Genomic DNA, 11742 nt, shown 5'->3' with positions numbered 1-11742 from the left:
GTCTCAGCACTCCGCCAGCAGAATATCGAGATCTGCGGTCGAACGCTCACCGAGATCGGCGCCATGGGCGTCGAGGAATTCGCCGGCGGCTCGCCGCCCTTCCTCGTGCAGCTTGGCCACGAACGCCCATTCGGCATTGAGCTTGGATGACGAACCGAACGTCGCGAGCATGTCGCTCTTGATCCGGTGCGTCTTCATCTGCGCCCAGCGGGCGCCTTCCCCTGTACCGGGATCGGCGACCTGGCGAAGCAACGCGATCATCCGCAGCTCCTTTGCCAGCGGCGAGTTGAACGAGATCTCGTTAAGCCGGTTGAGAATGTCAGCGGCCGTGCGCGGCTGCTCCGGACGCTCGGTCGGGTTGATCTGGACGACGACGGTGTCGCGCGCGTCGGTCTCGCGGACGAGCGGTGTAATCGTGGGATTGCCCGCGTAGCCGCCGTCCCAATAGGGCTCGCCATCGATCTCGATCGCGCGAAACATCGTTGGTAAGCAAGCCGACGCGAGCAGGACTTCCGCGGTAATCTCCGCGTTGCGAAAAATCCGTCCGCGGCCCGTACGCACGCGCGTGGCGGTGATGAAGAGCTTGATCGGCGCGCGTGCAAGACGCTCGAAATCGATACTGTCGTTCAATATGTCGCGTAGCGGATTGAAGCCAAGCGGATTGAGGTCGTAGGGTGAAAGCATCCGCGACATCAAATCGGTAAAGAGATAGGCCGGGGAGCTGTCAAGCGACCAGCGTCCCATCAGGCGGTCGAGCGGCGACCGTTGCAACGGACTGAATGCGGCGGCGCGCGAGACGCTTCGCCAATATTTTTCAAGCGCTTCGCGTGCGCCGGCAGCGCCGCCCGCGGTCCAACCATCCGCCAGCACGGCTGCGTTCATTGCTCCGGCCGATGTCCCGGATATGCCCGCAATCTGAAACCAAGGTTCTTCGAGAAGCCGATCCAGGACACCCCACGTGAACGCACCGTGCGATCCCCCACCTTGAAGCGCCAGGTCTACGAGCACGGGGCTACGGTTCATGAATCCATGCTCACCAGCACGCGAGGCGCTCATTATGTCGCAGTTCAACCGAACATGCGAGACAAAGTTGCGGTCGCTGCCTAGTTCCGACGGCGAACTTCGAACGATATTATCTCAACTCGAAGCGAAGCGAAGCGAACCGATCGCTTCAGTGCCGCCACAGCCCACCTTTCTTAAAAGGCGACATGCATGGGGTGGCGGGCGTAGAGTGTGCCTCTCGCGGAGGATCGCAGATGGACCTTCAGAAGATCATGGCGAAGGCAAGAGACATCGCCAGCAGCACCGGCACGATCACGACCGAGCAACTGAACGGGATGTGCCCCAACAATATGGAGCCCGAAGATATCGCGGCTCTCTTTGCGGCTCTGCGCACTGAGGGGATTCGTCTCAAGGACAACGACGCAGAAAAGTAGGAGCCACTGTGCTTTGACAATCGATCACTGCGATCGAAGCGCTGCCCGGGTTTGGATGGTAGCAGATTGGCCATCCGGCGACATTGCAGCTATGATCCGCTACAGCTGGACGTGTCCTTCTGCCCCGAGATTCAAGAAGATCAAAAGGAGGAATAGGAATGTCGGTCGCCTGCAAGTTCGAACGCAGCATCCTCAGCCACGACGAGTATGAAGCAATCCGCCTGACGCATCATCCCGCCATCTACGGCGTCGAGGTGAGCGAGCTCGAGGCCATGCGACCCCGCTTGCGCAAGATGCGCGACAAGGAGCGAACGGTCGGCCGACAAAAGCAGCGAGAGAGCCGCGGAAAGGCCGAGGCTCGCGGCACGAGCTTTCCAGGAACCGCGAAGCATGCGTCAGAGCGAAAACAGGTCTTCGCGGCAGCGCTGAAACGGGTCAACACGGAGCTGAGGCGTCAGCACAATCTGGCAGCCCGGACCGCACATGTCGAAGCAGCGCGAAAGGCCCTCGCGCTGCACCGGGCCGCGAACTTCACGACGCGTCCCCCGGCAGGAGGCACCGCGGGCGAAGGCATGGCGTCGAAGCCAAGCGAACGCCGACGAAAGATCATTGCAGGCGCAAAGATCGGACGCGTATCGCAGGCGACAAAGGTCGCTCAAGCCGTCCGCGACGCGCGCGGTGCATGATCCCGGGCAAACAAGCGGCTGATTGATTCCGGCGCGGCATCGGCAGCCCGCGGCATACGCCAGCCGTCGCGGTTGCGCGCGGTCTGTCGCATGCTGAAGCGGACAGGGCGCGGCGTTGCAGCGGCATTGGTCAATGCAACCGCCAGTCGATCAGTGCCCGCCAGAACCTCAAACCCAATCCGGACGCTGATTTCCCGCATGAACCGCGTGACCGACCGGATACAAGCTCTTGATGCGGTCCCGGACGGCGATGATGCCAAAACAGGGCGTAAGAGAGACATGCCCCGGCTGAGGCGCCGTGCCGAGCTCCTCAATCGCCTATCATGTTCTCCACAATAAGCGCCATCCTGACGTGCCTGCTGGTGATCGTGGCATTCGTCAGTACCTATTTCCAGCTGCGGCACGAATATGGTGTCGCCATACTTTTTATCGTAACGCTCGGATCTTTCACCGCAGCGCTGATAGATCTCGTCCGTGAACGAGGATTGCCGTGCACGAATACGATCTGGATCGCTAGAGATCGCCTCAGGAAACAATCTCCATGAGCATCGCCATCAGCGCCTCCGGTGCGGTGACGTTCGGCGAGTGGCTGGCGTCGATCTCGAAATAGCGCCAGCCGGCTTCGTTCCTGATGCGCCGGGCGAACTGGCCGAACGTGTCGGCCTGCGTGGCGCGGGTGGCGTAGATGTAGCTGCGCGGCAGGCTGGTCTCGCCGTGCTTCAACCGCAATTTCTGCTCGAAGCATTTGATCGGCATGTCGACGCGCCGCGCGCTCAGCCATGCGACGTCGGCGGGCGACGTGTCCGGCGGCACCGGCATCGGCGGAATACGCCAGCCGTCGCCGTCGCTCGCGAACTCACGCATGGTCTCGATGGCCGATTCGTTGAGATCGAACAGCGACTGGCCGTCGCGCGGCACGAAAGCGTCGATATAGATCATCTGCGCGATGCGCTCGCGCACCCGATCGGCGACGCCGGTCGCGACCATGCCGCCATAGGAGTGCCCGATCAGCACGATGTCGTGCAGGTCCTCGTAACTGATGACGCTGAGCACATCCTGGATATGCGCCTCGAGGTCGAGTCCTTGATGCGCAAGGTGCGCGCGCTCGCCAAGCCCGGTGTAGCTCGGCGTGACCAGCCGATGGCCGGCGGCCTGCATCAGGGGATGCATCTTCTTCCATGCCCAGCCTGCCGACCAGGCGCCGTGACAGACCAGAAAGGTTTTTTGCGAATTCGCAGGCGAGCCTGAAGTCATGGGATGCTTCCGTTCCGATTATCGTTGATGAGCCGCGATTTTGAATAGTACCTGCGAGACGCGTTGTGTAAACGTGGCGCCAAACACCACCGTCGTTCCGGGGCGATGCGCCAGCATCGAACCCGGAATCTCGAGATTCCCCGGTGCGCGATTGCGCACCTGCGGTCTGGTCCTTCGGACCATCCCGGAATGACGAAGGAGAAAAAATGAACCCGGCAAGCTATGCGATCCTGTTCTTCGGCGCGCTTGCCGGCGGTTTCGTCTCCGGCCTTGCCGGCTTCGGCACCGCGCTGATGGCGCTCGGCATCTGGCTCTATGTGCTGCCGCCGACACTCGCGGTGCCGCTGGTGCTGGTCTGCTCGGTCATCGCGCAGCTCTCGACCTTGCCGTCGATCTGGAAGAGCATCGATTTCCGTCTGGTCTGGCCGTTCGTCATCGCAGGCCTCGCGGGCGTGCCGATCGGCATCCTGCTGATCGCGCGGGCCGACCCCGAGGTCTTCAAGCTGACGATCGGCGTCTTCCTGCTGGTGTTTCCGACCGCGTTGTTCCTGCAACGCAAGCCGATGTCGATCGCCTTCGGCGGCAAATGGGCCGACGGCGCGATCGGATTTGCCGGCGGCATCCTCGGCGGCCTCGCCGGACTGTCCGGCCCGCTGCCGATCCTGTGGGCCAGCGTGCGCGGCTGGGGCAAGCAGCAGCGCCGCGGCGTGTTCCAGATCTTCAACTTCACGATCCTGGCGGCCGCGCTTTGCGTGCAGATCGCAAGCGGCCTGGCGAAGCCCGAGCTGATCTGGCTGGTGGCGTGCGCGTTTCCGGGGACGCTGCTCGGCGCCTGGCTCGGCGCGCGGCTCTATCACGCGCTCAGCGACCGCAATTTCTCCGACGTCGTGCTGCTGCTGCTGTTCCTGTCCGGCGTCGCGCTGGTGTGGAACGGACTGGCGCCGAAATAGCGCGGGCGATACGGGAGCGCCGGTGCTGATCCAATCAGAACCGGCGCTCCAGCCATGCGCCATCTCACTCAGCCGCGGCCTGACCGAACTCGGTCGCCTGGCGCTCGAACAGGCCGCGATAGATGCCGCCGGGACGCGCGGCCAGCACCGCATGGGTGCCCTGCTCAACGATCTCGCCGCGGTCGAACACCAGGATGCGATCCATGCTGCGCACGGTCGACAGCCGGTGCGCGATCACGATCGAGGTGCGGCCCTTCGTCAGCCGTTCCATCGCCTGCTGGATCAGCGCCTCGGATTCCGAATCGAGGCTCGAGGTCGCCTCGTCCAGGATCAGGATCGGCGCATCGGCCAGGAAGGCGCGCGCCAGCGCCACGCGCTGCCGCTCGCCGCCCGACAGCTTGACACCGCGCTCGCCCACCAGCGTGCCGTAACCCTTCGGCAGCCGCATGATGAAGTCGTGCGCATTGGCAAGCCGCGCCGCCTGCTCGATCGCCTCCATGCCGGCGCCCGGCCGGCCATAGGCGATGTTCTCCGCCAGCGTGCGGTGGAACAGGATCGGCTCCTGCTGCACGATCGCGATCTGGCTGCGCAGCGATTGCTGCGTCGCCCTGGCGATGTCCTGACCGTCGATCAGGATCCGGCCAGCGGAGACGTCGTAGAGCCGCTGCACCAGCTTGACGAAGGTCGTCTTGCCGGAGCCGGAGCGCCCGACCAGGCCGACCCGCTCGCCGGCGTCGATGTCGACCGACAGCCCGTCATAGAGCGGCCGGCGGTGGCCGCCATAGTGAAACGTGACGTCGTCGAACACGATGCGGCCGCCCTGGATGTCGATCGTCCCAGCATCGTCCGCATCGACGATGCCGAGCGGCTCGCCATGGATCTGCACCAGTTCCTCCATGTCGTTCACCGAACGCTGCAGGTTGTTGATGTGCATGCCGACATCGCGCAGATAGGCGTGGATGATGTAGTAGCTGGTCAGCACATAGGTGACGTCGCCCGGCGTGGCGCGGCCCTGCGCCCACAGCAGGATCGCACCGCCGATCACCGAGGCGCGGAAGCACAGCAGCACCACGAGCTGCGCCGTCGAGGTGTGATTGTAGCGGAACCAGGTCCGCCGCACCCGTCGGCGCCAGCGGCTGATGACGCCGTCGAGCCGCACGTCCTCGCGCGTCTCCGCGCCGAACGACTTCACCACCGCGTTGCAGGTCAGGGCGTCGGCCAGCGTGCCGCCGACCTTGGTGTCCCACGCATTGGAAACGCGCGCGGCAGGCGCGACGTAGCGCACCTGGAACACCATGGTCATCGCGACATAGATCACCGAGCCGACCGCGATCACCGCGCCGAGCTGCGGCCAATGCACGCCGAGCAGGATCATCGAACCGACCAGCACCACGACCGACGGCAGCAGCGCCATCAGGATGGTGTCGTTCAGCAAATCGAGCGCCCACATGCCGCGCGTGATCTTGCGCACGGTGGAGCCGGCGAACGAATTCGCGTGCCAGTCCGTCGAGAAGCGCTGCACCCGCATGAAGGCCTGCTGCCCGACATCGGACATCGTCTTCAGCGTGAACGGCACGATGGTCTGGATGCCGACCAGCCGCAGCACCAGCGACAGCGCGCCGAGGCCGACGATGGCGCCGAACGCCAGCATCGCCGCATGGCGCGCGGCCGCATTGGTGGCGCCCGCGGTCAGCGCGTCGACCAGATGGCCGGAAAACACCGGCATGAACAGGTCGGCCGCGGTTGCGCCGAGGAATCCGGCCGTCACCGCGGAGGCACGCAGCGGCTGTTCCAGCCAATGGCGGAAGACAAAGGGAAGCACGATCCGGATTGCGGCCGGCCGCTTGGTCGTCAGAGAGGTCATGGCACATTCCGGCCACGCCTTTGCAGCGCGTGCCGACTCCATCTGAGGCGACGTGCGGGCGGAATCCGGCCGCGAGCGCCGCTGGAAATTGTCGATAAATTGTTGGGACGTTTTGATGATCGGGGATCAGACCCGATCAGCGCCGGGAGCTAACGCGTAAAGGCGTCCAGCACCGTCGAACGCGGGCGCGCGATCTGCGAAATAAGCGACTTCATGCGCATCTCCCCGGTTCGAGTAAGGAAGCGCTGCTTATAAATGCATCACGCGCGATTGGCAAGGTAACATCGGCGTGAGTGCGTCAATGTGTCGGCGATATCAGCTATTCACGCGACCGGGCGCAGCCCGCGCGCCGATGCGATGCACTCAGCCCGGCGACAACGGCACACTTTCGTAGCCCGGATGAGCGAAGCGATATCCGGGGCCGCGTCACGTTCAGTGATGAACTGCCGAGATCGGTCCCGCATATCGCTTCGCTCATGCGGGCTACGAAAACCGATGACACCTAATGCGCGTCGCCGCCGCTCGCGGTCATCGACGGCGGCTTGTTGACGAACAGCACCAGAAGGCTGAGCGCGACATAGAACAACGACAGCATGAAGAAGGCATCGCCATAGCCCATCACTGCTGCCTGACGGTGCACGATCTGCGAGAGCTGCTTCATCGCCATGATGGCGGAATCGCCCATGCCCTGCATGCGCTGGGTGAACATGTTGAGGGTCTCGACCGCGGTGGTGTTGCCCCAGGTCACGCGGTCATGCAGCCGCGAGATGTGCAGATCGGTGCGGTCGTTGAGCACCTCGTTGATGACGGCGAGACCTACCGCGCCGCCGAGGTTGCGCATCAGGTTGAACAGGCCGGAGGCGTTCTTGACGCGATCCTGCGGCAACGTCGCGAGCGCGATGTTGTTGGTCGGCACCATGGCGCACATCATGCCGATGCCGCGCAGGATCTGCGGCAGCAGCAGCTCGTAGAAATCATAGTCGCGGGTGATCCAGGTCATCTGCCAGGAGCCGAGCGCGAAGGTCACGAGGCCGAAGGCGATGATGTAGCGCAAATCGACCTTCTGCATCAGCCGCCCGACCACCGGCGCCATCAAGAACATGGTGACGCCGGAGACGAACATGGTCTCGCCGATCATCAGCGCGCTGTAGCCGCGAACCTCCGCGAGATAGCGCGGATAGACATAAGTCAGGCCATAGAGCCCGATGCCGATGCAGAACTGCAGCACGCAGCCGACCGCGAAGTTGCGGTTACTGAAGGCGTAGAGATCGACGATCGGCTCCTCCGCGGTCAAGACGCGCCAGAAGAACGCGACCGCCGAGACGAAGCCAATCGCGGCGCAGACCGCGACCGAGGTGTCCTGCAGCCACTCATATTGCGGCCCCTCCTCCAGCACATATTCAAGCGAGCCGAGGAAGCCGCCCATGAAGATCAGCCCCCACCAGTCGAAGCGCTCGAGCAGCGCGAAGTTCGGCTGGTCGAAATCGACCAGCGCCAGCACGCCTGCCGTGATGATGACGCCGGGCACGATGTTGATGAAGAACAGCCAGTGCCACGACATCAGGTCGGTGATGTAGCCGCCGACGGTCGGTCCAACGGTCGGCGCCAGCGTCGCGACGAGGCCGATGATCGGCGCCACGATGTGGAATTTGGTGCGCGGGAAGATCGTGTAGGCCGAGGCGAACACCGTCGGGATCATGCCGGCGCCGAGAAAACCCTGCAGCGCGCGCCACAGGATCATCTGCTCGATCGAGGAGGCGAAGCCGCACAGCAGGCTCGAGGCGGTGAAGCCGAACGCGGAGATCGCGAACAACAGCCGCGTGCCAAGCGCGCGCGACAGGAATCCGGACAACGGAATCGCGATCACTTCGGCGATCAGATAGGCGGTCTGCACCCACGACACTTCGGTCGAGGATGCCGACAGGCCGGCCTGGATCTCGGACAGCGAGGCCGAGACGATCTGGATGTCCAGGATCGACATGAACATGCCGAACACCATGATGATGAAGGCAACCAGCCGCTTCGGCTGGATGCGCTCGGACTCCGGGGCGCCGGTCATCATCGAGGGTGAAGCAGTGGTCGTATCAGCCATGGGCTCATCGGCTCCGAGCGTCGGACTCTGTCCGAAGCTTCAAGACATCACTGCGGATGGATCATCATCGGCGCGTCGAGATCAGTTTCGGCGTCGGCATCGGCCGCGCCCTCGCGGGTGTCGACGGTGGTGTAGACCGACATGCCGGCGCGCAAGAGGCCCTGCTTGGCGACGCTGGCAGGCACGCGGATGCGGACCGGCAGGCGCTGCACGATCTTGGTGAAGTTGCCGGTGGCGTTGTCGGGCGGCAGCAGCGTGAACACCGAGCCCGCCGCCGGCGAAATGCTGTCGACGAGGCCGGTGAACTTGCGGAAGCCGTAGGCGTCGACCTTGATCGTCACCCGCTGCCCGGTGCGGATGCGCTTGAGCTGGGTCTCTTTATAGTTGGCGTCGATGTAGACGCCGTCGAGCGGCACCACATTGCCGAGCCGCTGGCCCACATTGATATAGTCGCCGGTGTTGACCAGGCGGTTGGAGAAGGTGCCGTCGACCGGCGCACGGACATTGGTGAATTCGAGATCGCGCTCGGCCTTGGCGAGCTGGGTCTGCAATTCGGCGAGCTGGGCGCGGGCCTCGGCCTGCTGCGCCTTGGTCACCTCGACATTGTCCTTGGCCGCATCATAGGCCGCCTGCGCGGACCGCACGCTGGCCGCGCCCTGATCGCGGCCGGCCTCCGAGACTTCAAAGGTGGCACGCGAGGCAAAACCTTTGGTGCTGAGCGCCTGCTGCCGATCGAAATCGAGATCGGCGCGCTTCAGGCCGGCCTGGGCGGACACGAGCTGGGCCTGCGCCTGCTCGACCGAACTCGCCGCCGCCGCAACCTGGCGGCCGATGCGCTCGATCGTCGCCTGCTGGGTCGCGATCCTGGTGCGCGCGGCGTCGGCCGCGATACGGTAGTCGCCATCATCGATCCGGAAGATTACGTCGCCTGCGCGCACCAGCGCGTTGTCGCCGGGCAGGATCGCCGCGATATGGCCCGCGACGCGCGCGCCGAGCATGGAGTTGTTGGCGCGGACATAGGCATCGTCGGTCGAGACGTAGAAGCGCCCGACCATCAGGTAATAGGCGGCATAGCCCGCGGCAGCGAGCGCGAGCAGGCCGACCACGCCCAGCATCACGAATTTGCGCTTGCCGGATTTCGGCGCCGGCGCCGCAGCGGGCGAAGCCGCCGGCTGCTCGGGCGCAGACGCGGGCGGCGCCTCCGCGGGACGCTTGGCTTCTTCAGCTCGGCCCTGCTCGCCGAGATCGGCGGATGCATCGCGCGCGATCGCGTCCTCGGCCATCTCAGGCTCGGAACGAACAATGCGTGCAGCCTGATCCCGTGCTGCGGCCATGGCCGAGGCTCCCCACAAAAATCTTGACGCGCGCGATGGCGGAATAAGGGCCGTGCGGCGCATCGTCACTCCTAAGATACCATTGACCGAACGGTTCGGTCAATCTATATTCCCGCCCGCTAGATGATAAAGCTTCGATTCTTCCCTTTCCTACTCTGGGTTGAGTTCTTTCCCGAGAAGCTAATTCAATGGTTGCAGCGCCCCGAACCTCCCTCCAGTCCGTCGGCGAGGAGGAATCGTCGAAACGCCGCCAGATCCTGGACGGCGCCCGCAAGGTATTCCTGGAGCTCGGCTTTGACGGCGCGAGCATGGGCGAGATCGCGCGCGCTGCCGGCGTCTCCAAGGGCACGCTCTACGTCTATTTCCCCGACAAGGCCGGGCTGTTCGCGTCAATCGTCGAGGAGGAAAAGCTCGAGCAGGGCAAGGTCGCCTTCAATTTCGATCCGGCGCGCGACGTCGACACCACCCTCCCCGAATTCGGCCGCGCCTATGTCGCGGTGTTGTGCCGGCCCGGCGGCGGCTCGGCGATCCGCACCGTGATGGCGATCGCCGAGCGGATGCCCGAGCTCGGCAGCCGGTTCTACACCCACGTCATCGCCCACACCGTCGACCGCTTTGCCGCCTATCTCGAGGCACGCGCCGCGCTCGGCGAGCTCGTGATCGACGACTACCAGCTCGCGGCCTGGCAATTCATGCAGATGTGCCAGGCGACGCTGTTCCAGGCATTCATCTTCCAGGCCAGGCCGTCGCCCTCGCCGGAGCGGATCGCAACCGTCGTCGACAGCGCGACGCGCGTGTTCTTCGCGGCGTACCGGCCGAAGGCCGGGTGAGATCGACGTCTCATCGCGGACCAACGCGCTCTTCATCCCGTCATGCTGAGGTGCTCGCGTAGCGAGCCTCGAAGCATGCGCGGCCCGGCTGGTGGCCGTCGTGCTTGGAGACGGCCAAGAGTTTATCATCCGGCCGCGCTTTGCGCGGACTCGTTGGCAGCCTCATCAACATGACGGACGTACGTTCTTTAGATCGTCACGGGGGGTATTGTTCTCCAGCCGTCGATGTGCACGATCAATAACTCCAGCACGACGAGGCGATCGACCATGAACGACCTCAGCATCCGACAGATGCAGCCGGACGAGATCGCGCTCGCGGTGGACTGGGCCGCGGCGGAGGGATGGAATCCCGGTCTCGCCGATGCGCCCTGCTTTGCCGCCGAGGATCCGCAAGGCTTCTTCATCGCCGAGCTCGATGGCGAGCCGGCCGCGGTGATCTCCTGCGTCAATTACGGCGCGCAATTTTCGTTTCTGGGCTTCTACATCGTGCGCCCGGATCTGCGCGGCCGCGGCCATGGCCTGAAGATCTGGAATGCGGCCATCGCGCATGCGCGCCCGCGCGTGATCGGGCTCGATGGCGTGGTGGCGCAGCAGGCGAACTACCAGAAGTCCGGCTTCGCGCTCGCTTACGCCAATGTGCGCTATGGCGGCACTGTCGCCACACCATCCGCGCCGAGCGGCGACACCGTCGCGCTGACCGATCTGCCGATGGCGCTGATCGAGGCCGGTGACGCCACGGTGTTTCCCGCACCGCGGCCGGCATTCCTGCGCGCCTGGATCAACACGTCAGGACATGTCGGGCGCGCGCTGATGCGCGACGGCAAGCTGGCCGGCTGGGGCGTGATCCGCCCGTGCCGGACCGGCCGCAAGATCGGTCCGCTCATTGCCGATGACCGTGCCGGCGCCGAGGCCGTTGTCGCGGCATTGCTCGCGAGCGCGGGCAGCGGTGAGGTCTTCCTCGATGTCCCCGCGGTCAACCGCGACGCCGTCGCGCTGGCGCAAGGCCTCGGGCTGTCACCGGTGTTCGAGACCGCGCGGATGTATACCGGCACGATCCCGCCACTCCGGATCGATCGCGTGTTCGGCGTCACGACGTTCGAGCTCGGTTAGCGCGAGAGATTTCGGGATATTAGAAATATACCCGTGAGTTGCCCGACGTGTCAAGTGGCTAGGTCGAACAGTCGCCGTGTCGGATTCCGGCCGCCGTCGGCTCCTTTGCATGGGGTTGTTTTCGATATTTTCGCAACGCGCCTCCCCCGCAAGTGCCCGCAAGCGGGAGAGGGAGCGCGGCTGCAA

Annotated in this window: 11 protein-coding genes; 6 read left to right on the top strand and 5 right to left on the bottom strand. The window is 64.5% G+C overall.

Annotated features, from left to right (window positions below; translation table 11 throughout):
- Positions 1 to 3: 3 nt before the first annotated feature.
- The gene (locus tag Q2M23_RS00910) at positions 4 to 1023 is read right to left on the bottom strand and encodes a patatin-like phospholipase family protein (protein WP_057014984.1); all 1020 of its coding nucleotides are present in this window, start codon (positions 1021 to 1023) and stop codon (positions 4 to 6) included.
- 233 nt (positions 1024 to 1256) lie between these two features.
- On the opposite strand from Q2M23_RS00910, the gene Q2M23_RS00905 reads away from it, so the two are divergent.
- The 3 genes from Q2M23_RS00905 (at position 1257) to Q2M23_RS43935 (ending at position 2667) form a co-directional block, all read left to right on the top strand.
- On the top strand, positions 1257 to 1436 hold the full coding sequence (locus tag Q2M23_RS00905; protein WP_076824115.1) for a hypothetical protein: 180 nt from the start codon (positions 1257 to 1259) through the stop codon (positions 1434 to 1436).
- Between the two features lie 158 nt (positions 1437 to 1594).
- Complete coding sequence (locus tag Q2M23_RS00900; protein WP_316393712.1) at positions 1595 to 2122, top strand: hypothetical protein; 528 nt, start codon at positions 1595 to 1597, stop codon at positions 2120 to 2122.
- Between the two features lie 323 nt (positions 2123 to 2445).
- A complete protein-coding gene (locus Q2M23_RS43935) occupies positions 2446 to 2667 on the top strand; it encodes a DUF2721 domain-containing protein (RefSeq protein ID WP_156436019.1) in 222 nt (73 codons plus the stop codon).
- Here the strand turns inward: Q2M23_RS43935 and Q2M23_RS00895 are convergent.
- A complete protein-coding gene (locus Q2M23_RS00895; RefSeq protein WP_057014981.1) occupies positions 2648 to 3376 on the bottom strand; it encodes an alpha/beta fold hydrolase in 729 nt (242 codons plus the stop codon). The genes Q2M23_RS43935 and Q2M23_RS00895 overlap by 20 nt on opposite strands.
- A 206-nt stretch (positions 3377 to 3582) precedes the next feature.
- Here Q2M23_RS00895 and Q2M23_RS00890 point away from each other — a divergent pair, with 206 nt between their 5' ends.
- Complete coding sequence (locus Q2M23_RS00890) at positions 3583 to 4326, top strand: sulfite exporter TauE/SafE family protein (protein WP_316393710.1); 744 nt, start codon at positions 3583 to 3585, stop codon at positions 4324 to 4326.
- A 64-nt stretch (positions 4327 to 4390) separates the two neighbouring features.
- Here Q2M23_RS00890 and Q2M23_RS00885 read toward each other — a convergent pair whose 3' ends face one another.
- From Q2M23_RS00885 to Q2M23_RS00875, 3 genes are all read right to left on the bottom strand, one after another.
- Entirely contained in the window at positions 4391 to 6190 is a 1800-nt protein-coding gene (locus Q2M23_RS00885) for an ABC transporter ATP-binding protein (RefSeq protein WP_316393708.1), read from the bottom strand.
- A gap of 502 nt (positions 6191 to 6692) precedes the next feature.
- A complete protein-coding gene (locus Q2M23_RS00880) occupies positions 6693 to 8282 on the bottom strand; it encodes a DHA2 family efflux MFS transporter permease subunit (protein WP_168859079.1) in 1590 nt (529 codons plus the stop codon).
- 47 nt (positions 8283 to 8329) lie between these two features.
- On the bottom strand, positions 8330 to 9616 hold the full coding sequence (locus Q2M23_RS00875; protein WP_316393704.1) for an HlyD family secretion protein: 1287 nt from the start codon (positions 9614 to 9616) through the stop codon (positions 8330 to 8332).
- 188 nt (positions 9617 to 9804) lie between these two features.
- Between Q2M23_RS00875 and Q2M23_RS00870 the strand changes: the two genes are divergently transcribed.
- Both Q2M23_RS00870 and Q2M23_RS00865 read left to right on the top strand, forming a co-directional pair.
- Entirely contained in the window at positions 9805 to 10446 is a 642-nt protein-coding gene (locus Q2M23_RS00870; RefSeq protein ID WP_229193519.1) for a TetR/AcrR family transcriptional regulator, read from the top strand.
- Between the two features lie 267 nt (positions 10447 to 10713).
- Positions 10714 to 11556: a GNAT family N-acetyltransferase gene (locus Q2M23_RS00865; RefSeq protein WP_316393703.1), complete on the top strand. Its 843-nt coding sequence runs from the start codon at positions 10714 to 10716 to the stop codon at positions 11554 to 11556.
- Positions 11557 to 11742: the final 186 nt, after the last annotated feature.

Source organism: Bradyrhizobium sp. 33ap4 (genome assembly GCF_032654765.1).
GTDB classification, from domain to species: domain Bacteria; phylum Pseudomonadota; class Alphaproteobacteria; order Rhizobiales; family Xanthobacteraceae; genus Bradyrhizobium; species Bradyrhizobium australafricanum.
This window is presented reverse-complemented; position numbering and strand designations above follow the sequence as displayed.

Coding starts and splice junctions, on each gene's coding strand:
- Q2M23_RS00870 (WP_229193519.1), top strand. CDS start 9,805: ATGGTTGCAGCGCCCCGAACCTCCCTCCAGTCCGTCGGCGAGGAGGAA.
- Q2M23_RS43935 (WP_156436019.1), top strand. CDS start 2,446: ATGTTCTCCACAATAAGCGCCATCCTGACGTGCCTGCTGGTGATCGTG.
- Q2M23_RS00885 (WP_316393708.1), bottom strand. CDS start 6,190: ATGACCTCTCTGACGACCAAGCGGCCGGCCGCAATCCGGATCGTGCTT.
- Q2M23_RS00900 (WP_316393712.1), top strand. CDS start 1,595: ATGTCGGTCGCCTGCAAGTTCGAACGCAGCATCCTCAGCCACGACGAG.
- Q2M23_RS00880 (WP_168859079.1), bottom strand. CDS start 8,282: ATGGCTGATACGACCACTGCTTCACCCTCGATGATGACCGGCGCCCCG.
- Q2M23_RS00890 (WP_316393710.1), top strand. CDS start 3,583: ATGAACCCGGCAAGCTATGCGATCCTGTTCTTCGGCGCGCTTGCCGGC.
- Q2M23_RS00895 (WP_057014981.1), bottom strand. CDS start 3,376: ATGACTTCAGGCTCGCCTGCGAATTCGCAAAAAACCTTTCTGGTCTGT.
- Q2M23_RS00865 (WP_316393703.1), top strand. CDS start 10,714: ATGAACGACCTCAGCATCCGACAGATGCAGCCGGACGAGATCGCGCTC.
- Q2M23_RS00905 (WP_076824115.1), top strand. CDS start 1,257: ATGGACCTTCAGAAGATCATGGCGAAGGCAAGAGACATCGCCAGCAGC.
- Q2M23_RS00910 (WP_057014984.1), bottom strand. CDS start 1,023: ATGAACCGTAGCCCCGTGCTCGTAGACCTGGCGCTTCAAGGTGGGGGA.
- Q2M23_RS00875 (WP_316393704.1), bottom strand. CDS start 9,616: ATGGCCGCAGCACGGGATCAGGCTGCACGCATTGTTCGTTCCGAGCCT.